Below are 20,532 nucleotides of genomic sequence, written 5' to 3' on the forward strand. Positions count from 1 at the left end.
ACATAGAAGCATCCCGGGTTTGTTAGAGGCTCGCAAGTGCCGCGTCGGCGGGTGCCGGTGCGGGGTGGTTGTGATGGTAGGTGTCCTCGAGCTCGACGGGCGGGATCATGCCGATCTCGCCGTGCAGACGCCGGTGGTTGAACCAGTCGATGTACTCTGCGGTCGCGATCTCGAGGTCGTCGATGTTCTTCCAGGGCCCGCGGTTGCGGACCAGTTCGGCCTTGAACAGCGAGTTGAAGGCCTCGGCCAGGGCGTTGTCATACGAGTCGCCGGTGGAACCGACCGAGGCGACCGCGCCGGCCTCGGCAAGTCGCTCGGTGTAGCGGATGGCGACGTATTGAACGCCCTTATCGCTGTGATGCGTGAGCCCGGTGACGGCCTGGCCTGCGTGATCGCGGGTCCAGATGCCCATCTCCAACGCGTTCAGCGCAAGATCTGTCCGCAGCGATTTCGACAGCTGCCAGCCGACCACGCGGCGGGAGAACACGTCGATGATGAACGCCGCATACACCCAGCCGGCGAAGGTTCGGCAGTAGGTGATGTCCGCGACCCACAACTGGTTCGGAGCGGTTGCCGTGAAGTCCCGTTCGACCAGGTCAGGACGACAATCCGGACCGCGACCGGGGATCGTGGTGCGCGGGCCTTTGGACCGGCTGATCCCACGTAGCCCTGCGACGCGCATGAGTCGCTCGACCGTGCAGCGCGCCACCGAGATGCCCTCCCGCCGCAACTGCGCATGGACCTTCTTTGCCCCGTAGACGCTGAAGTTCGCGGAGTGGACCCGGCCGATATCGACCAGTAGCTCCTCGTCGCGCAGTGCTCGCTTCGAGGGCGGGCGGGCCTTGCTCGCGTAGTACGTGCTCGGCGCGATCTGCGTACCCGCTGCGGTCAGCGTCCGACAGATCGGCTCGACGCCGAACTCATGCTTGTGCTGGTCTATGTACTCCACGATCAACGCTGTGGGCGGTCGAGCTCCGCCGCGAAAAAAGCCGAGGCCGACCTCAGGATCGAGTTCGCCCGGCGCAGCTCACGCACTTCCTTCTCCAGTTCGATCAAGCGCTGGGACTCGCTAGTCGTGGTTCCGGGACGGTATCCCTCGTCGACCTCGGCCTGCACGACCCAGTTCCTCAGAGTCTCGGGATTGATCCCGAGCTGCTCGCCCACACGACGGAACGTGCCCGACCTCGTCGATGGATCCCGTCGCGCCTGAACAGCCATCCTCGTGGCTCTTTCCCGAAGCTCGTCCGGGTACTTCCTCGGTGCTGCCATGTTCCTCATCCTCCCGTGGATTCAGAGCCTCCACCAGACCCGGGATGCTTCTATGTTGTGTCAAGCCGCGGCGGCGGCGTCCGGGGCGGGGTGGGCAACTGCGAGCGATCGGAAGATCTGGCGGCTGATGTAGCGCTTGAGGCAGCGTCGGATCTCTCTGGATGTCTTGCCCTCGCTTTGGCGCCGTTCGATGTAGGCGCGGGTGGCAGGGTCGGTGCGCATCCTGGTGAGCACGATGGTGTTCAGCGCGCGGTTCAGCCGTCGGTCCCCACCGCGGTTGAGGCGATGCCTCGTGGTGTTGCCCGAGGAAGCCGGGATCGGACAGATTCCTCCGATCATGGCGAATGCGGCCTCGTTGCGTATTCGCCCGGGGTGCGACCAGACCGTCAAGATCACGGCTGCGGTAACCGCGCCGACTCCTGGCAAGTCCAGCAACTCGGGAGCCGTGGTCTCCACGATGCGAGTGATCTGTTCACGGTTCTCGGCGAGGTCGTTCTCGAGCGTCGTGATCCGCTTCGCGAGGCGTGTCGCTTCAGCGCGGGCGGTTGCTGCGCCGAGTGTTTCCTCGCGGCGACGCCAGCTCACGATCGTCGCGATCTGCGTTCCGGTCAAGGCTCGGCGGGCGCCGATGCCGAGGTCGTGGGTCCGAACGAGGGCGGTGAGCGCGTTGATGCACCGCAATCTGTCGGCGTTGTGCTGGTCGCGGGCACCCGTGAGCACCTGAAGCGCCGACTGCAGCTCACCGGCGCGACGATCTCGCAACTTCGTCAACGGCATGACGAGACTCGATCGGGCGGCGAGCATCGCGTCGAGGGCGTCAGTCTTGCTTCGGGCTCGTGCACGACGCGGGGTCGGTGCCTCGACGACTCGGTACCCCGCTTGTTGCAGCACGTCGCTGAGAACTGCCCCGTAGGAGCCAGTTCCTTCCGCGGCGATCAGCACATCGTCGAGGTCGCCTTCGGTTCGGCGTGAGATCCAGTCTCGTGCGCGTCGCAGCCCTGCAGGGCTGGTCGGGAAGACGTTCTGATCGATGAGACCGCCGTTCGGGGCCTTGATGATCGCGTAGGAGTGGGTTGCGGCGTGGGTGTCGACTCCGACGACATATCGGTAGAAGTCCCCTACGGTGGCAGGCAGACTGTTCATGACGATGTTCCTCTCGAATCGCTGGGACGGGACGTCGTTGCCGGCGTCGGCCCAGGATGAGAGTCACTACGAGGCGGGCCTGTAATGAGCCACGCCGCCGGGATCGTGATTCCGGCGGTGGACATGCTTCTGATCAAGCCATCGTGGTGGGCCAGGGCTGGCGCCGGCACCCGGCCCCCGCCGGACAGATCCCGGGAATGACACCCCGTAGGGGTCAGCCGATTCAGGAGTCACGACGGGCGCCGGGCTACCAGCACCAACCCTGCCAGCCAGCCCCGGGCCGGCCACCACGAACACTTACAGGCGATTCATACCTCAATGGCGCAGCAGATCCATCTAGCACTCGAGCGCCGGCGACAGACAAGGTTGGGACGGTAGATTGCTTGGATGACACACAACGGAGTAGGTCGAAACGGAGCGCCGGAGTCTCTACGGGTCGGCCACGACGATCTCGAGCCCGGGCCCCATCCGGTCGGGAGCGAGGTGACGATCCGCAGTGTGGAAGGTGTCCCCGGGCGACGCGCGGTGGGGTTCGCCGTTGCCGGGGTCGTCCTGCACGACGATGATGAAATGACGGTGGTCGCGTCGATCTCAGGCTCGGACAAAGCTGAGAGAGCTGGGGAGCGCGCGGGGCCGCGAGGTCGCAACATCATCGATTCGCTCTGGAATGGTTCCTACACCCTCGGGGTCTGGGACGGCGAGTCCGTGGTCAGGATTCATCAACGCGGACAGTGCTGGTCGATCTGGCGGTTCCATGACGGCCATGACTGGAGTCGAGCCTGGTACGGAAATCTGGAGGCGCCATGGAGGCGAACTGAGATGGGCTACGACACCCAGGACTGGACGCTCGACGTCGTTGCTGACGGCATGCCCGGAACCGACGACTGGGAAGTGAAGCTCAAGGATGAGGACGAGCTTGATTGGTTCGTCGACCAGGGGGTCTACACCATTGAGCAAGCCGAGAGCATTCGCGAGGTCGGGCAAACTTTGTCGGAGGCAATGAGCTCGGCCGGACTCGACGAAGAGAGGAAATGGAGCACCTGGGCTCCCCCACGCGATGCGCAACCCTCCTCACTGGCGGATGGCTGGCGACACCTGACTTAGCAGCACCTCGACAGGAACATCAACTGCACAAATAGGCGTGGGCGACGAGTACGAGCACTCTCTCCTGAAGAGGCTGTTGCGAACCTTCTCGCGCGACTTGCTGGAGGACGGGCTCAGGGGATCTGGCAGTGGCTGAGGCCGCAGGCGCCTCCTGCTACCGACCGTTCATGACGCACTCGCTCATGCGAGGTACAGGTGCCCTGTGGTGATAGCTCACTGTTCAGTGCGTGATGATTGTCAGACCTTCATCGATTGATGGCTCCTCGAGCAGCTCGGCCAGATGTTCATTGCCGGCTCGGTCCACCGGATGGGAGAATGCCGACTCCGACTCCATGCGGATCTCGGCCCGTCGGGAGGATTCGTCGATGGATGTGGTCAGGTGATGTAGGAAGACGTCAGCTCCGATGCGGCGCGCGGGGCCTGTCAATTTGTTTGTGTAAGCGGGGTGGTCACAGGTAGGGGTTGATTCGGTCGGGGTAGGCCGCGGCGAGTTGGGCGAGGGCTTGATTCCAGTTCGTGACGATCTGGCCCTCGACGAGTCGGCCCTGGGCTTTGCGCTGGCCGGCGGGCTTGCCGTGGTCCCGAGCGCGTTCGGCAGCGCGTTTGTCTTCGATGTTGCAGATCGCTAGCCAGAGCAGCTTCACCGCCGCGTCCGTGGAGGGGAAGTGGCCGCGGTTCTTGGTCACCTTCCGTAGTTGGAAGTTCAGCGACTCGATGCTGTTGGTCGTGTAGATGACCTTGCGGAGCATCGGCGGGAACTGCAGGAACGGAATGAACCGCTCCCACGAGTTTGCCCAGGTCGCAGCGGTTGAGGGGTACTTCTGTCCGAGGTTGGAGGCTTCGAACTCGGCCAGCGCCTGCCGGGCGACGTCCTCGCTGGGCGCGGTGTAGATCGGCTTGAGCGCAGCGGCGACTTTCTTGCGGTCCTGGTAGGCGACGAACCGCATCGAGGCTCGGATCAGGTGGACCACGCAGGTTTGGACCATCGAGTCCGGCCAGGTCGCCTCGATCGCCTCGGGGAGGCCTTTCAGCCCGTCGCAGCACACGATCAGCGCTCGATCGTGCCGTTCACACGCTCGTCGGGCGGGTTGTCCGCGTGCGACAACAGCAGCCACCCTGCCGTGTCCGAACCCTGCGGGGCGTCCGGGTACGCGCGGGTGATGTGCGCGTTGTTACCCGGGTCCTGGAGCGACGGGTCACGATGCAGGCCCTCCCAGGTCTTGCCGCCGTCGTCGCTGAGCGCCACCCAGCGGTGTCCGGTGCGCACGTGCTCGCGGGAGTTCATCATGAGCGTCCCGTCGGAGAGCTCGACGACCTTGTTCTCGTCCATCTCGGTGCCGACGGGGGTGCCCATGGTCCAGGTCGCGCCGTGGTCGTCGGAGTAGACGGAGTACGCCTGGACGATCTCGTCGGCCCCGGTGCCGCGGAAGAACCCGGCGTACTGCTGGACCAGGCGACCGGCATGCTTCCCGAAGCGCAGTTGGATACCGGCACCGGAGGTGGCGAAGGTCGCCCGGCAGTCCGCGGGCTTGACGACCTCTGTGAGACAGCGGTGCTCCCAGGTCTCGCCGCTGTCGTGGCTGACCGAGAGCGCGGCGCTGAGCACCTGGCGGTCCTCGTCGTCGTTGCCGTAGGCGGAGTTCCACACGCCGGTGTCCTTGGAGAACACGTGGAAGTTGTAGATGATCCCGGCCTCGGTGTCCACGACGTAGGAGGGGTCGGAGTAGCCGAGCTTCTCCGCGGGGACGTCGGATTCGTTGCCCTGGTGGACGACGGTGGGCTCGTCCCAGGTGCGCCCGCCGTCCCGGGAGCGGCGCTGCCAGATGGAGTTCGGGGCGGGCGCATCCCCGTGGACGGGACGCTTGTCGTACCCGACGAGCAGATCGCCGTTGGGGACCACGGCGAGGGCGGGGATGCGGAAGTTGGCCACGCCGTAGTCGCCGGGGGCGGCGAGGACCTGCTCCTCGTAGACGCCGTGGCGGCGGCCGTTCTGCTTCGGCGGGGGCAGGGCACCGGCGGTGGCGGTGCCGGCGCCGAGTGCGGTCATGGCAGCGGCCGTGCCGAGCAGGCCGCGTCGGGTCAGGGGGTTCTCCATCGAATGCTCCTTCGTCGATCCTTCGGGTCTCAGGCTCGGGTGATGGCGTCGTGGAACCAGGTGGTGAGGGTGGTGGGGTGGGTGATGGCGGTGCCGACGGTGATGGCGAATGCTCCGGCTTCGCGGCAGGCGGCGGCCTGGGTGGGGGTGTGGATGCGGCCTTCGGCGATCAGGGCGGAGGTTTCTGGGAGGTGTTCGGCGAGGGCGGTGAGGAGTTCGAGGTCGGGTCCGGTGGTCTTGGGGCGGGTGGTGGTGTATCCGGCGAGGGTGGTGCCGATGAGTTCGATGCCGGCGTTGGCTGCGGCGAGGGCGGAGTCGAGGGAGTCGCAGTCGGCCATGAGGGGGCCGTCGAAGTGTTCGCGGAGGGCGTGGACGGTTTCGGTGAGGGTGCGGCCGTCGGGGCGGGGACGGGTGGTGCCGTCGAGGGCGAGGATGTCGGAGCCGGCGTCGAGGACGGCGAGGCAGTGTTCGAGGGTGGGGGTGATGAACACTTCGTCGGTGCCGTCTTTCCAGATGCCGATGACGGGGACGTCGACGGCGTTCTTGACGGCGTGGATGTCTTCGAGGCCTTGGGCGCGGATGGCGGTGGCGCCGCCGGTCTGGGCGGCGGTGGCGATCTGGGCCGTGGTGGCCGGGTCGCGCAGGGGTTCGCCGGGGTAGGCCTGGCAGGAGACGATCAGCGTGCCCTCGAGCGGGGCGATCAGAGGATGCATGGGGGACCTTTCGCGACGACGAAGGACGACGAAGGACGACGAAGGACGACGAAGGACGACGAGGACGAGGACGAGCGGACGGTCGGACGGGCGGGTCAGGACGGGTGCTGCGCGTCGATGGCGCGGGCAGCGGCACCGAGCAGCGCGGCGTGGGTACCGGCACGAGCGGACAGGACCGGAGTGTCCGCCACGACGTCCATGGCATCGTGGGCGAGGCCGTCCGCGACGGCATCGCGCCACGGGCTCTCGGCTTCGCTCACCCCACCGGTCAGGGCCACGACTTCTGCGTCCAGCACGTTGAGCAGCCCGCCGAGGGCACGACCGGTCGCGAAGCCGGCCAGGCGATAGGCCTCCCGCGCCGCCTCGCCGCCCTCTCGCGCGGCCCGCGCGAGGCCGTGCCCATCGGTGATCGCGACGTCGGCCCCGAGACGTCCGGCCAGGCCCACGATGCCCGGACCGGAGGCGAGGCCCTCCAGGTGGCCGACGCGGCCGCAGGGGCAGGGCACGCCCTCGGCCTCGGGCACGGCCAGATGACCGATGTGCCCCGCGGCGCCGCGGGAGCCCAGCACGGGGGAGCCGCCGATCAGGTGACAGCCGCCGATCCCGGTGCCGACGGCGACCAGCAGCAGGGAACCGCGGTCGCGGCCGACCCCGAAGCGGGCCTCGCCGATCCCGTGGGCGTGCACGTCGTTCAGCACGCCGACCGGCACCGCGAAGTGCTCGGAGAAGACCGGGGCGAGCGCCGTCCCGGCCCAGCCGGCCAGCGATCCGGTGGCGTGGGTGACGCTGCCGCGTAGGGTGTCGATCACCCCGGCCGAGGAGATCCCCACGGCCTCGATCGCTGCCCCGTCGCGCACCTGCTCGGCGAGGCCGAGGGCGGCACCGAGGATCGCTGCGGAGCCGTCGGCCGCGGGTGTGGGCACGGTGGCGACGCGCTCGAGGCGCGGGGTCGCCGTCGCTCCGTCGACGGTGCCCGCCCCGGTGACCAGGGCGGCACGGATCTTGGTGCCCCCGAGGTCGAGAGCGAGGACCGGATCAGGCATCGGCGCCGTCCCGCAGCCCCGTCTGCGCGAGGATCGCGCGGATCCGCTCGACGGCTTCTCCCTCGATCGGCGACATCGGGGAGGTCATGACATTGCTCGAGAACACAGCGAGCTCGCGCAGCGCGGTCTTGAAGGCACCCACGCCCGCGGCCGGGCCCACCTTGCCGGTGGGCTGAAAGACGATCTCGAACAGCGCGGCCAGACGGTCCTGCTCCCGGCGCACCTGCTCCCAGTCGCCCTCGCCGGCGGCACGATGCATCCGCACGTACCCGGCCGGATCGACGTTGCCCAGGCCGGGCACGCAGCCGTCGGCCCCGGCGAGGTAGGCGCCGTCGGCGACGACCTCGTGCCCGGTCATCAGGGTCAGCGGGGAGCCGGCCGCCCGGTTCGAGGCCGTCAGGCGACGGAAGGAGACGTCGTCCCCGCTGGAGTCCTTGACCCCGGCGATCACGCCGTCCTGTCCGAGCCGCAGCAGCTGCGTGGGATCGAGCTTGGTGTGCACGCACACGGGGATGTCGTAGGCCCAGATCGGAGCGTCCGCGGCGGCCGCGACCTCCCGGAAGTGGGTGTCGATCTCCTGGGGCCCGGTGATCGCGTAGAACGGCGCGGTGACGACGTACCCGGCGAGGTCGAAGCGCGCGGCCGCGCTCAGGTGCTGGATCACGCGATGGGTCTGCATGTCGATGACGCCGGCGATGACCGGCACCTGCCCGGCGACGAGGCCGGTGACCGCCTCGAGTACCCGGGCGCGGAGGGCGTCGTCGAAGAAGGCCACCTCGCCGCTGGAGCCGAGGGCGAAGAGACCGTCGACGCCCGCGTCGAGCAGACGCGAGACCAGTCGCTCGAGCGAGGGGAGGTCGAGGTCCCCGTCGGCGGTCAGCGGGGTGAGCAGCGGCGGGACGACGCCGGAGAGAGTGGGGGTGGTCATGACTGGGGTGCTCCTTCGGTGGACGGGTGCGGGATCGGGGGAGGTGCGGACGGGGCGGTCGGACCGGTCACAGCAATGACGGCGCGGCGGCGAGCAGGGAGCGGGTGTACTCGTCCTGCGCATCGGTGAAGATCCGTTGCGCGGAGTCGTGCTCGAGGACCTTCCCGTGGTTCATGACGATGATCGAGTCGGAGACGAAGCGGACGGTGCTGATGTCGTGCGAGATGAACACCAGACCCAGCCCGAGCTCGCGTTTGAGGTCCATCAGCAGGTTCAGAACCTGGGCGCGCACCGACACGTCGAGGGCACTGGTGGGCTCGTCGGCGACGATGATCTGCGGCTCCAGGGCCAGCGCGCGGGCGATCGCGACGCGCTGGCGCTGCCCACCGGAGATCTGCCGCGGCAGCACCTCGAGGGCGGACTGGGGCAGGCCCACCAGGTGCAGCAGCTCCTGGACGCGGGCGAGCCGTTCCCGCTCGGTGCCGATGCCGTGCACACGCAGCGGGTCCATCAGCGTCTCCCGCACCGGCAGCCGCGGGTTCAGGGCGGTCGAGGGGTCCTGGAAGACCACCGAGACGGTGCGGCCCAGCTCCTTGCGTCGGGCCCGGCCACGCTGCATGGGCCGACCGTCGAACAGGACGGAACCACTGGTCACGCTCTGCAGTCCGGTCATCACCCGGGCCAGGGTCGACTTCCCGGAGCCGGATTCACCGACGATGCCGAGCACCTCGCCGCGACGCACCGACACGCTCACCCCGTCGACCGCGCGGATGGTGTCGGGGTGCAGCATGCTGCCGGTGCGCAGCTTGTGCACCACGTGCACGTCCCGCAGCTCGATGGTGGGGGTGGACTCGGTCATCGCAGGTCTCCTTCGAGGGGAGCAGGGACGGCCCCGGTGCTGGCCACGCGGTGACCGGAGGTGCCGATCTCCAACAGCTCCGGGCGCTGGGTGGGATCGGCAGCCGGGTCCAACGAGCGAGGCGCGAAGCGGTCGCCGTCGGCGAAGTCCCGCGGGGACGGGACGGTACCGGCGACCTGGTGGAGCCGCTCGGCCCCGGACTCGATCGACAGCACCGATCCCAGCAGGCCCCGGGTGTACTCGTGGCGCGGGTCGATGAGCATCTCGTGGGTGGCACCCTGCTCGATCACCTGCCCGGCGTACATGACCGTCACGCGATGGGCGAGCTGGGCGACCAGCGCCAGGTCGTGGCTGACGAAGACCATCGCGAAGCCGAGCTCCTCGCGCAGACGGTTCAGCAGGTCCACGACCTGCTTCTGCACGGTGACGTCGAGGGCGGTGGTCGGCTCGTCGGCGATCACCAGCTTCGGGTCGCGGGTCAGGGCCATGGCGATGAGCACGCGCTGCCGCTGGCCGCCCGAGAGCTCGTGCGGGTAGGCCGACAGGGTGCGCTCGGGCTCCAGCCCCACCAGCTCGAGCAGCTCCTCGGCGCTGCGGGTCCCGCCGCGGCGGGTCAACTGCGCCATCTGGGAGCGGATCAGCATCGAGAGGTTCAGCGAGCTCAGTGCGTCCTGGTAGATCATCGCGATCTCATGGCCGCGCAGGGCGTTGAGCTGCTTCGACGGCAGCGACAGCAGGTCGACGCCATCGAGCTCGACCGTGCCGCTGATGCGCGCGGTGCTGGGCAGCAGCCCCATCACCGCCAGGGAGGCCACGGACTTGCCGGAGCCGGACTCGCCGACCAGGCCCATGGTCTCGCCCGGACGGACCTCGAAGGAGATCCCGTCGAGGATGTCGATCTCGCCATGGGCCTCCGGGAAGGAGATGTGCAGGTCCTCGACCCGCAGCAGCGGGGGCAGGGACTCATCGACCACGGGGCGCTCCGGCCGGGTGAGCTCCGCCCGGCGCAGGGCGGCGAGGGAGTCGACCAGCAGCCGGTGCGAGGTCTGCTCGCCGACCGCCCCGAGCACCTCGTGACGCGGGGCTCCGCCAGATCCGTCGGCCCCGTCGGCCCCCGCGGCTCCGTCGTCTCCGTCGCGCCCCGCGGCTCCCGCGGTCCCCTCCGCGTCGAGCATCGCCTCCTCGTCGGCCTCGACGTCGGCCTTCGAGCGGATCCGCGGGCTGGCCATGGCGTCGGTGAGCCCCTCGGAGAGGATGTTCAGGGCGAGCACGGTCAGCAGGATCGCCAGTCCCGGGAAGAACGTCGGCCACCAGTAGCCCGACAGCAGCAGCTGCTTGCCGTCGGCCAGGATGTTGCCCCAGGAGGGCGCCGGCGGCTGGACGCCCGCGTTGATGAAGGACAGCGAGGCCTCGAGCACGATCGCATCGGCGACCAGCACGGTCGCGAACACCATGATCGGGGCGATGCAGTTGCGGGCCACGTGCTTGACCAGGATCCAGGGGGTGGAGGCGCCCATCACCTGGGAGGCCGCCACGTAGTCCTCGCCGAACTGCGAGAGCACGTTGGCGCGGACGATGCGGGCCAGCTGCGGCACGTAGAGGAAGCCGATTGCGAAGATCAGCACCGGCAGCGAAGTGCCGAAGACGGCCACGAACACGGCGGCCAGGGAGATGCCGGGGAACGACATGATCACGTCGAGCGCCCGCATCAGGATCTCGGAGGGCAGCTTCGAGGCGGTGGCGGCGAAGGAGCCCAGCACCATCGCGGCGATCAGGGCGGCCACCGTCGAGGCCAGGCCGATCAGCAGGGAGGAACGGGCGCCGTAGACGATCCGGGAGAATATGTCGCGGCCGATGGCGTCCGTACCCAGCCAGTTCTCGGCGCTCGGCGGCAGCACGGGGGTGCCGCTCCTCAGCGGGCTGTACGGCGCGACGAGCGGGGCGCAGAGCGCCACCAGGGCCAGCACCACCAGGAAGCCGACGGCGAGGCGGCTGGGCCAGGGCAGGGAGGTGAGGGGCGCCAGCGGGCTGCCGCTGACGGCCCGGAGACGGGATCCGAGCTTCGGTCGCATGTCAGATGCTCCTGATGCGGGGGTTGATGAGGACGTACAGCACGTCCACGGCGATGTTCACGACGATGAAGGCGATCGCGACCACGAGGGTCACGCCCTGCACGAGGAACACGTCGTTGCGGGTGACGCCGTCGAGGATGAGCTGGCCCATCGCCTGGATGTTGAAGATGATCTCGATGATCGTCGCGCCGCCCATGAGATAGCCGACGCGCAGCCCGAGGACGGTCACCGGGGTGATCAGGGCGTTGCGCAGCACGTTGCGGCTGACCACGATCGGGTAGGGGACGCCGGCGCCGACCGCGGTGCGCACGTAGTCGCGGTCCAGCTCCTCGACCATCGCGGTGCGGACCACGCGGATCAGCGAGCCGGCGACGGGGACCCCGAGGGCGAGCGCCGGCAGCGCGATGTTGCGCAGATAGGTGGCCGGATCCTCGGTCAGGGGCACCCATCTGGTCACCAGGGCCGGGAACATCCCCCAACCGCCGGGCACCTCGCCGACCCACTGGATCATGAGGATGGCCAGCCAGAACGAGGGCGTCGCGAGCGAGGCGATGGAGAAGACGCGGATGATCTGGTCGACCCAGCCGTCGCGGAACAGGGCCGCCAGCACGCCGAGCACGGCGGAGATCACGATGGCGATGAGCAGGCCCAGGAAGGTCAGCTGCAACGTGATCGGGAAGGCCTGGGCGACGACCTCGGTGACGGGGGCGTTGCCGCTGGTCGTCCCGAGGTCACCGCGGAGCAGCCCCGCGACGAAGGTGAAGTATCGCAGCCAGAGCGGATCGTTCAGGCCGTTGCGCTCGCGATACTGCTCCAGTGCGTCCAGCGAGGCGGATTCCCCGAGCGCGAGGCGGGCGGGGTCCGAGGGCGAGAACGACATGATGACGAACACCAGCAGGGCGACGCCGAGGATCATGATCGGCAGCGAGATCAGACGCCGTCCGATCAGTCGGACGAGTTGGGACACGGGGTCCTCCGGTGGGTGGCGGTTCTACGGGAACACAGAGGGCGGGAGCGCCCGGGGCCGGGGCCGACGGCGGGTCGGCCCCGGCGCTGCTCAGGCGGGTTCGGTGGTGGCGACCTCGAGCAGGCTCAGCCCTGTCAGCGAGATCGGCGTGAAGTCGACCAGGGTGGTGCCGTCCCAGGCCGTGGGCGACTTGCGGTGGAACAGCGGGTACAGCGGCACCTCCTGCGAGAGCAGGTCGAACAGCTGGCCCCAGACCTTCTCCTGTTCGGCGACGTCCGCGGTGCCCAGTCCCTGCGTCAGCAGCTCTTGGACCTCGTCGTAGGCGCCCTCGCCCTTCCAGTGCATGCGGCTGTCGGTCCAGACGTCGTTGCCGTACCACCAGCGCATGAGCAGATCGGGGTCGTTGCCGAACACCGAGGGGTCGCCGGGGGCGATCATCACGTCGTAGGCATCGGGGTTCGTGTCGATAGTGTTGTACGCGTCGGCAGACTGCTTCTGCTCGAAGGTGACCTCGATGCCGAGGGCCGTCAGCGATTCCTGGATGATCGGCGTGCACTGCTGGACCCAGCCGTGGTCGGTGACCAGCATCCGGAAGGAGGTCAGCCCGGTCTCCTCGAACAGGGCCTTGGCCTTCTCCGCATCGAGGGAGTAGACCGTGGAGGCCTCCTTGTAGTTCGGGTGCTCGGGCTGGACGAAGCAGCTCGCCGCCGTCGCCTGCCCGCTCAGACCGGTCTCGATGACCTTGTACACGTCGATCGCGTAGAGGAATGCCTGACGGTTCTTCACGTCGTGGAAGGGGTTGCCCGGGGCATTGTTGAACATCGCGAACAGCAGCCCGAAGCCGCCGACGGACTCGACGTCATCGGTGCCCTCGAGCTGCTCGATCGACAAGTAGGGCACCGAGTCCATGACCTGCACCGTCTGGGACTGCAGCGCATTGGTGCGGGTGGCCGCGTCGGGGATGATCTGCCAGCTCATGGTGGCGGCCTTCGCGGGCAGGGGCCGGTGTAGTCGTCGAAGCGCTCGAACTCGACGATCTTGGAGGAGGCACCGCCGTCGGTCATCGTCCAGGGGCCGGTGCCCACGGGCCGGGAGTCGAACGCCTTCGGATCGGCCTCGACCGCGGCCCGCGGCACGATCTTCACCGTCGACAGCCGCTCGGCGAAGACGCCGGTCGGAGTGGCGAGGGAGAAGGTGACGGTGGAGTCGTCCTTCGCCTCGACGCCTTCGATGAAGGGGATGAACTGCGCGTACAGGGAGGCGTTGTCCGGGTCCAGCACCCGCTCGAAGGAGAAGACGACGTCGTCGGTGGTCACCGGGGAGCCGTCGTGGAAGACAGCCCCGTCGCGCAGCGTGACGTCGACGCTAGTGCCGTCGGCGCCGGGGACCTCGGTGGCCAGCGCCGCGTACACCTCGCGGGTGACGGGATGCAGCTCGGTCAGGCCCTCGAGGGCGTGCCAGTTGACGGCGACGGTCAGGGCGGCCGACGTGGTCATCGGGTCGTAGCCGTTGGTCCCCAGCTCGTAACTGATGGCGGCGGTGAGGTGGCCGTTCGGGTCCGCCTCGCCGGCGGGCGCGCCGCCACCGTCGGAGGCCTCGCCGCCGGAGCCGGAATCCCGCGGAGCGCAGGCACCGATGCCCGCGACGATCCCGGCGGCGCCGGCGAGGGTGGCGGAGCTGCGGAGGAATCCGCGTCGGCCGAACCGGCCGATGGAGTTCGTGTTCACCGTGGATACATCCCTTCAGGGGGTCGGTCCCGGCGCCTCGGGGCGCCGAGGTCGGGAAAACCTCGTCCTCGCGCACGACCGGGTTCGCCGCAGTGCGAAGATCAGACGTATGATGTCTGATGACTCGTGAGAGTACATCACGGGATCGGTGATCGCCACCGCTGGGCGCTCGTCGTGTCCCCGTGGTGACCGTCGTGGCCGACATGTGGCCCGCACGGGCAGGACACGGCACGATGGAGCGACGCATCGCGTGAGGCGGGGCGCCGGGGAGGAGACGACATGGTTCGCATCAAGGGGGCGGGCAGCAGCGCCGTCGAGCGCATCCAGGAGCTCATCCTGGCCGAGGGACTCGTGCCGGGTGATCCGATGCCCACCGAGACCGCGCTGTGCGAGCGGCTGGAGACCTCGCGCTCCTCCGTGCGCGAGGCGATGCGCACGCTCGCCTCGCTGGACATCGTCGAGGTGCGGCACGGGCACGGCACCTTCGTGGGGCAGCTCTCGCTCTCCCCGCTGGTCAACGGTCTGATCTTCCGCGCGCGACTGGACGACGGCAACGACCTGCGGGCCCTGCGGGAGGTGGTGGAGCTGCGCATCGCCATCGACCTCTCCGTCGCCGACCAGCTCGTCGATCTCTACCGCGGCACCGTCAATCCCGAGCTCGAGGCTCTGGTCGAGCAGATGAGGGAGCTGGCGGCACAGGGCGAACCGTTCCCGGAGGCCGACGCGGCCTTCCACGGCGCCCTGTTCGCGGATCTGCCCAACGGGCTGCTGCGTCAGCTCGCCCAGGCGTTCTGGGAGATCCACACGACCGCGGTCCCGATGCTGGGCGTCGCCCCCGCGGAGGACATCCTGGACACCGTCGAGGCCCACCGGGCGATGCTGGTGGCCCTCGAGGCCGGTGACGCGGAGGCCTACCGCGCGGCCGTCCACGAGCACTATCGTCCGCTGGGGCGCACCCTCGACGCGGCCGCGGAGGCCGGACGGACCGCTGCCCTCTCGTGAGAGAGGCCGAGATCCTGGCCCTGGTCCAGGAGCGTCCCTGGGCCGCTGCGCCGTGGGCACAGGACCTGGTCACGGAGTTCCCCGCGCGGCTGCAGGCGGTGCGCGAGCGCTGGGACCTGACCGTGACCGGCGCGCTGCCGGCGGGCGCGGGGCTGCCGGTGCTGGAGGTGCTGCAGGGCGGTGCCGGCGGTCGGAGCCGCCGCGCGGTCCTCAAGCTCGACGGCGCCGGTGCCGGCGTCGACCAGCAGGCACGGATCCTGGAGGCGGCCGAGGGGCACGGCTACGTACGGCTGCTGGACCACGATCCCGCGCGGGGCGCGATGCTGCTGGAACGCCTCGGACCCACGCTGGCGGAGACGACACCTGATCCCGTCGCCCAGACCGACGTACTCGCCGGGCTGCTCGAACAGGCCTGGGAGCTGCCGCTGGAGGTGGGGGCGTCCTTCGCCCCGGATCAGAAGGCGCGATCTCTGCTCGAGCTCGTCGAGGCTGCGCCCGACCAGGTCGCCTCCTCACGCCACGGCGCGGTCCTCAGCCGTGCCCGGGAGCTGGCGCTCTCGCTGGCGGCCTCCCCGGCCCCTCGCCAGGTGGTGGTCCATGGTGATCCGCATGCCTCGAACGCCCTGGCGCGGGAGGGGGCCCAGGTACTGATCGACCCGGACGGATTCCGGTGCGAGCCCGAGTACGACGCCGGGGTCGTCCTGCGCGACCACCAGCAGTGGATCGACGACCTCGAGCGGGCCGAGGGTGCGGGGGCCGGCAGGCGGTGGCACACGGAGCTCGTCGGCCGACTCGCCCGGCGGCTCGAGCTGGAACCGGAGCGGATCGCGGCCTGGGCGCATCTGGAGCGCGTCACCACCGGGATACACCTGGGCCGTCTCGGATACGCCGAGGAGAGCGAGGCGTGGCTGCGCACGGCGGCACGGGTGCTGACGTGAGGGGCTGGGCCGGGAGCGGCCGGTCGATCAGGCGAGGGACCAGGCGAGCGACCAGCCGAGCGGTCAGCCCAGGGAGCAGGCCACGCCGTTGAAACCGTGGTTGCAGTAACCGCCGGGCTGGGCGTGCAGGTACTGCTGGTGCACGGGCTCGGCGGTGTAGTAGACACCGTCACCGGCCTCGGCCAGCGCGCTCAGCTCGGTGGTGATGCGGCCGCGACCTGCCTCGTCGAGGGCCTGCTGATAGCGCGCGACGGAATCGCGGACCACCTCGGCCTGGGCGTCCGACGTCCAGTACACGGCGCTTCGGTACTCGGTGCCCACGTCGTTGCCCTGCCGATTCGCCGTGGTCGGGTCGTGCTGCTGCCAGAACTGTGTGAGCAGGGCACGAAGGGTCTCCTCCCCACCGGAGTAGATGACGCGCACCGCCTCGGCGTGGCCGGTCTGCGCGGAGAAGACCTCCTCGTAGGTGGGATGCGGCGTGAAGCCGCCGGCGTATCCCGAGGACGTCGTGTGCACACCGGGAATCTGCCAGGCGATGCGCTCGATCCCCCAGAAGCAGCCGCCCGCCAGGATGATCTCCTCGGTGCCCTCGGGCCAGGGGCGGGGGTCCGTGGGGGAGTCGGGGCCGAGCATGTCGGTACCCAGCACGAGATGCTCGCGCTCGAGGGGATAGGGGTAGCGGTCTCGGCCGGGCAGGGCGTCCTCCGGCGCGACCATGTCCTTCTTGTGCGCGTACAGGAGATCCATCATCTGCCACATGAAGCACACGCTAGTCCTGGCGGCTGCCACAGGGGAGGGCGCAGGGAGGCTTCTCACGAGGCGCCGGCGCGGGGGAATAGCAGGCGCGGGGATTGCAGGAGTGGGGGTCAGCACGAGCAGGGCGACGCGGCGGTGAAGCTGCTCTGGCTAGCGATCTGCAACATCGAAGACAAACGCGCTGCCGAACGCGCTCGGGACCACGGCAAGCCCGCCGGCCAGCGCAAAGCCCAGGGCCGACTCGTCGAGGGCCAGATCGTCACGAACTGGAATCAAGCCCTCGCCCAACTCGCCGCGGCCTACCCCGACCGAATCAACCCCTACCTGTGACCACCCCGCTTACACAAACAAATTGACAGGCCCGCGGGCTTTCCGGCGGTCCATGCCCCGAGAAGACATCGATCCGACCTTCCTCCACACAGCCCCTTCATCCCCATCGTCGCGTGATGGATAGCCGCGCCCCTGGCCGTGGACGACCCTGGAAGGGAACGCACGAACAGAGGCTCGACGAGGGGCATCGCCCCGGGACATGACGAGGAGGCGACCATGGCGACCGCACTGCAGGAGTGGACCGCCTCCCTGGCCAGGGCCTGTGAGCGCGCGCCCCGTGGCGGTGACCTCCGGGGTGTCACCGATGCGGAGCTGATCGACTCCATCGGAGCACTCGAGCGGATGAAGGGGGCGATCAGCGCCGCCCAGGCTCGCGCCGAGATCGCGTTCCGGGACTCGCAGGTCGAGCTGCAGCGGCGCCAGGGTGTCGCGCGCGCACTACGGGGTCGTGGCGTCGCCGACCAGATCGGGCTCGCTCGTCGCATCACTCCGAAGCAGGCTTCCGACCAGGTGGCGCTGCATCGGGTCCTCGTCGAGAGCCTGCCGCGCACCATCGGTCTGCTCGAGCGCGGTGAGATCAGTGAATGGGCGGCGCACGAAGTCGCCAAGAACGTGGTCGTGCTCCATGACGAGGACCGTGCGCTGATCGATGCGGAGCTGGAGACGAGACTCCCGAAGCTCACCGCCACGAGAAGCGGGCAGGTCGCGCGAGCGCGTGCTCAGGAGCTCGACCCCGTCGCCGCGGTGGTCCGGGCCAAGCGCGCGGTGGCCGGTCGTCGCGCCTCGTTGCGGCCGGCACCGGACGGCATGTCGATCTTCCGCGCCGTCCTGCCCACGAAGGAGGGTGTCTCCACCTTCAAGGCTTTGACCGAGGCGTCGAAGTCGGCGAAGAGCTCCGGTGACGCGCGGAACAAGGGACAGATCATGGCCGACACCCTCGTCGAGCGGGTCACCGGAGCCGCGACGGTCGATGAGATCCCGGTCGAGGTCAACCTGCTGATGACGGACACGACGCTGCTGAACGATGACGATCAGACGGCGTGGATGGACGGTCACCCGATCCCTGGCCGGCTCGCCCGCGACATCGCTCTGGGAGTCGTCTCCACCCGCGCAGGCATCCGGACGGCCTCGCACTGGAACTCCCCTGAACCGAGTACCGCTGCCACCGACCAGGCTAGCGCTGCCTCGAGTGCCACCGACCTGACCGGCCCTGAGCACGAGCACCGCGACCGAGCGGGCGAGGGCCCGTCGTACGCTGACGATGCCGAGAGCGTCGACCGCGGTGAGTCCTCAGACCGAGCTCATCGGGTGTCGTCTGCGGTCGACCAAGCTCCGCAGGAGCCGACGGCGACTCCGTCATCGCAGGAAGAACGTTCCCGCCCTGAGGGCCCACCGGGCTCCTCGGGCCCCACGTCACGGGACCTCACGTACGCCGCGCGATGGATCCGGCGCTTGTACACCGATCCTCGCACCGGGGAACTGGTCGCCGCCGACCCGCGCCGGCGCCTGTTCCGAGGCTCGATCCGCCGATTCATCCTGCTGAGGGATCAGCGCTGCCGCACGCCCTGGTGCGACGCGGCCATCCACGACATCGACCACGTCACTCGTCATGCCGAGGGTGGCGAGACGACGACTCGCAACGGGATCGGGCACTGCCAGCGCTTCAACCTGGTCAAGGAGATCCCCGGCTGGGAGACCGCCTCGGAGGCCGGGGGCGACGGAGCCGCGAGCACCCTGACGATCACCACCCCGACCGGGCACCGGTACACCTCGACCACGCCCGCGCTGCGTCCACCCTCGCATCCGCCCGCTTCGAACTCGCCCGCTTCGCCTCCGTCCGCTTCGCCTCCGTCCGATGACGACCAACCCGGCGACGCGCTGCCTCGGGCCGGCTGACTCCAGGGGCACGAAAGCCCCCACGGGTGCCGGGGCAGAGCATCGGCTCGCCGTCGTACGCGGGGACGATGACAGAATGGCTCGATGGAGCCGACGACGATCCCGCACGACAGCAGCAATGCCCCCGGAGCCGCCGAGCGATCACGCTCGAGCACCAGCACGGAGGGGGCCGGCGGGGCTCGCCCCAACATCGTCTTCATCCTCACCGATGATCACGCCGCCCACGCGATCAGCACCTACTCGGGCCGGCTCAACTCCACGCCGAACCTCGACCGGATCGCCGCGCAGGGCGTCCGGCTCGACTCGTTGTACTGCACCAACTCGATCTGCACCCCGAGCCGCGCCACGATCCTGTCGGGCACCTACTCGCACGTGAACGGGGCGGCCACGATCTACTCCGGCTTCGACTACCGGGTGCGGACGTTCCCGCAGGTCCTGCACGAGTGCGGATACCGCACCGCGCTGTTCGGCAAGTGGCACCTCGGCCACGAGACGCGCAACGACCCGCAGGGCTTCGACGAGTGGCGGATCTACCGTGGTCAGGGCGAGTACAACGACCCGGTCATGTACGGGATCGACGCCGCCGGAGACCGCGTGGACGAGGCGGTTCCCGGCTACGCGACAGACACCGTCACCGACCTCGCACTGGGCTGGCTCGAGCGCACCCAGGACAAGGACCCCGACGCCCCGTTCTGCCTGCTGCTGCACCACAAGGCCCCCCACCGCAACTGGATCCCCCATCCCCGGCACTCGGATCTGTACCCGCTCGGATCGATCCCCGAGCCGGACACCCTGTTCGACGACCACTCGACCATGAGCCGCGCCGTCCGTGACGTGCGCATGAGCATCGCAGACGACCTCACCGAGGACGATCTCAAGCAGCCGCTGCCGCCCGAGCTCGTGGGCGAGGAGCGCCGCGAGGCGCGCACCCGCCGCAACTACCAGCTGTACATGCGCGACTATCTCCAGACCATCCAGGCGATCGACGACTCCACCGGCCGGGTTCTCGCCGACCTCGAATCACGCGGGCTCGCCGAGAACACGATCGTGGTGTACACCTCCGACCAGGGCTTCTTCCTCGGCGACCACGGCTGGTTCGACAAGCGACTCATGTTCGACCAGTCCCTGCAGATGCCGATGATGGTGCGCTGGCCGGCGCAGATCGCTCCCGGATCCGTCGTCGACGAGCTCGCCACCAACGTCGACCTGGCCGCCACGCTGCTCGATGCCTGCGGCCTCGACCCGGAGGCATCGCTCCCGGACCAGCAGGGACGCAGCCTGCTCCCCTTGCTGGACGGGACGGCGGACGACGCCACCCGCGAGTCCTGGCCCGACGCCATGTACTACCGCTACTGGGAGCACGAGGACCCCTCCCACGATGCGCCGGCCCATTACGGCATCCGCACCGAGACCCACAAGTTGATCCACTACTACGGTGACGGCATGGGGGCACCCGGATCCTCCGACGCACTCCGGGAGCCGGAATGGGAGATGTACGACCTGGCCGCCGACCCTGCCGAGCTCACCAACATCGCAGACGACCCCGCCCATGCCGCGACTCGCGCGAACCTCGAGCGGCGCCTCGCCCAGCTGCAGACCGAGGTGGGGGACCTGCCCTACGAGGGGCCGCAGACGCCGCGCCCGCACTGGGGGCGGTGAAGGGCGCCGCGCTTCCACGGGGCCCGCGCCG

Annotated in this window: 18 protein-coding genes, 2 pseudogenes and 1 other annotated feature; of the genes and pseudogenes, 6 read left to right on the forward strand and 14 right to left on the reverse strand. The window is 69.2% G+C overall.

Annotation, left to right across the window (positions count from 1 at the left end):
- Nucleotides 1-22 precede the first annotated feature (22 nt).
- Nucleotides 23-1,269, reverse strand: a protein-coding gene (locus JOF43_RS09410) for an IS3 family transposase (RefSeq protein ID WP_245354072.1) whose coding sequence is annotated in 2 segments (ribosomal slippage) — nt 23-984 and nt 984-1,269 — 1,248 coding nt in all. Because the reading frame shifts where the segments join, the coding sequence is not laid out codon by codon here.
- Nucleotides 863-991: a sequence feature (AL1L pseudoknot), on the reverse strand. It overlaps the preceding gene by 129 nt.
- Before the next feature lie 60 nt (nt 1,270-1,329).
- Entirely contained in the window at nt 1,330-2,412 is a 1,083-nt protein-coding gene (locus tag JOF43_RS09415) for an IS110 family RNA-guided transposase (RefSeq protein WP_209901461.1), read from the reverse strand.
- A 387-nt stretch (nt 2,413-2,799) separates the two neighbouring features.
- Here JOF43_RS09415 and JOF43_RS09420 point away from each other — a divergent pair, with 387 nt between their 5' ends.
- Entirely contained in the window at nt 2,800-3,516 is a 717-nt protein-coding gene (locus JOF43_RS09420) for a ribonuclease FAU-1 family protein (protein WP_209901463.1), read from the forward strand.
- Nucleotides 3,517-3,736: 220 nt separating this feature from the next.
- On the opposite strand, the gene JOF43_RS09425 is transcribed toward JOF43_RS09420, so the two are convergent.
- From JOF43_RS09425 to JOF43_RS22980, 11 genes and pseudogenes are all read right to left on the reverse strand, one after another.
- On the reverse strand, nt 3,737-3,943 hold the full coding sequence (locus JOF43_RS09425) for a hypothetical protein (RefSeq protein ID WP_209901464.1): 207 nt from the start codon (nt 3,941-3,943) through the stop codon (nt 3,737-3,739).
- A 22-nt stretch (nt 3,944-3,965) separates the two neighbouring features.
- Nucleotides 3,966-4,568, reverse strand: a pseudogene (locus tag JOF43_RS09430) (IS256 family transposase); the annotation flags it as partial.
- Nucleotides 4,565-5,611 (reverse strand): sialidase family protein, encoded by a 1,047-nt coding sequence (locus tag JOF43_RS09435; RefSeq protein ID WP_209901466.1) that lies wholly within the window; start codon nt 5,609-5,611, stop codon nt 4,565-4,567. The gene JOF43_RS09435 and the pseudogene JOF43_RS09430, both read right to left, overlap by 4 nt.
- A 29-nt stretch (nt 5,612-5,640) precedes the next feature.
- Nucleotides 5,641-6,324: an N-acetylmannosamine-6-phosphate 2-epimerase gene (locus JOF43_RS09440; protein WP_209901468.1), complete on the reverse strand. Its 684-nt coding sequence runs from the start codon at nt 6,322-6,324 to the stop codon at nt 5,641-5,643.
- 95 nt (nt 6,325-6,419) lie between these two features.
- Nucleotides 6,420-7,367, reverse strand: a complete 948-nt coding sequence (locus tag JOF43_RS09445) for an ROK family protein (RefSeq protein ID WP_209901470.1) — start codon at nt 7,365-7,367, stop codon at nt 6,420-6,422.
- The gene (locus JOF43_RS09450; RefSeq protein ID WP_209901472.1) at nt 7,360-8,295 is read right to left on the reverse strand and encodes a dihydrodipicolinate synthase family protein; all 936 of its coding nucleotides are present in this window, start codon (nt 8,293-8,295) and stop codon (nt 7,360-7,362) included. The genes JOF43_RS09445 and JOF43_RS09450 overlap by 8 nt, the downstream gene beginning before the upstream one ends.
- 67 nt (nt 8,296-8,362) lie before the next feature.
- Nucleotides 8,363-9,154 (reverse strand): ABC transporter ATP-binding protein, encoded by a 792-nt coding sequence (locus JOF43_RS09455; protein ID WP_209901474.1) that lies wholly within the window; start codon nt 9,152-9,154, stop codon nt 8,363-8,365.
- Nucleotides 9,151-11,226, reverse strand: coding sequence for a dipeptide/oligopeptide/nickel ABC transporter permease/ATP-binding protein (locus JOF43_RS09460; RefSeq protein WP_209901476.1), 2,076 nt, complete (start codon nt 11,224-11,226; stop codon nt 9,151-9,153). The genes JOF43_RS09455 and JOF43_RS09460 overlap by 4 nt, the downstream gene beginning before the upstream one ends.
- A 1-nt stretch (nt 11,227) precedes the next feature.
- Nucleotides 11,228-12,193 carry an ABC transporter permease gene (locus tag JOF43_RS09465; RefSeq protein ID WP_209901477.1) on the reverse strand — a complete coding sequence of 322 codons (966 nt, stop codon included), beginning with the start codon at nt 12,191-12,193 and terminating at the stop codon, nt 11,228-11,230.
- A gap of 90 nt (nt 12,194-12,283) precedes the next feature.
- Nucleotides 12,284-13,171, reverse strand: coding sequence for an ABC transporter substrate-binding protein (locus tag JOF43_RS22975; protein ID WP_281065028.1), 888 nt, complete (start codon nt 13,169-13,171; stop codon nt 12,284-12,286).
- Nucleotides 13,168-13,920, reverse strand: coding sequence for an ABC transporter substrate-binding protein (locus JOF43_RS22980; RefSeq protein ID WP_342592128.1), 753 nt, complete (start codon nt 13,918-13,920; stop codon nt 13,168-13,170). Before JOF43_RS22980 ends, JOF43_RS22975 begins: the two co-directional genes overlap by 4 nt.
- A gap of 279 nt (nt 13,921-14,199) precedes the next feature.
- Here JOF43_RS22980 and JOF43_RS09475 point away from each other — a divergent pair, with 279 nt between their 5' ends.
- Entirely contained in the window at nt 14,200-14,922 is a 723-nt protein-coding gene (locus JOF43_RS09475; protein WP_209901479.1) for a FadR/GntR family transcriptional regulator, read from the forward strand.
- Entirely contained in the window at nt 14,919-15,860 is a 942-nt protein-coding gene (locus JOF43_RS09480) for an aminoglycoside phosphotransferase family protein (protein ID WP_209901481.1), read from the forward strand. The genes JOF43_RS09475 and JOF43_RS09480 overlap by 4 nt, the downstream gene beginning before the upstream one ends.
- Nucleotides 15,861-15,923: 63 nt before the next feature.
- Here JOF43_RS09480 and msrA read toward each other — a convergent pair whose 3' ends face one another.
- Nucleotides 15,924-16,619: a peptide-methionine (S)-S-oxide reductase MsrA gene (msrA, locus tag JOF43_RS09485; protein WP_209901483.1), complete on the reverse strand. Its 696-nt coding sequence runs from the start codon at nt 16,617-16,619 to the stop codon at nt 15,924-15,926.
- A 123-nt stretch (nt 16,620-16,742) separates the two neighbouring features.
- Here msrA and JOF43_RS09490 point away from each other — a divergent pair.
- The 3 genes and pseudogenes from JOF43_RS09490 to JOF43_RS09500 form a co-directional block, all read left to right on the forward strand.
- Nucleotides 16,743-16,946: pseudogene (locus tag JOF43_RS09490) on the forward strand (IS256 family transposase); the annotation flags it as partial.
- Nucleotides 16,947-17,162: 216 nt separating this feature from the next.
- Nucleotides 17,163-18,842, forward strand: a complete 1,680-nt coding sequence (locus JOF43_RS09495) for a 13E12 repeat family protein (RefSeq protein ID WP_209901485.1) — start codon at nt 17,163-17,165, stop codon at nt 18,840-18,842.
- 84 nt (nt 18,843-18,926) lie between these two features.
- A complete protein-coding gene (locus JOF43_RS09500; RefSeq protein WP_209901486.1) occupies nt 18,927-20,501 on the forward strand; it encodes a sulfatase family protein in 1,575 nt (524 codons plus the stop codon).
- The last annotated feature ends 31 nt before the right edge of the window (nt 20,502-20,532 follow it).

The organism is Brachybacterium sacelli (genome assembly GCF_017876545.1).
GTDB lineage: Bacteria > Actinomycetota > Actinomycetes > Actinomycetales > Dermabacteraceae > Brachybacterium > Brachybacterium sacelli.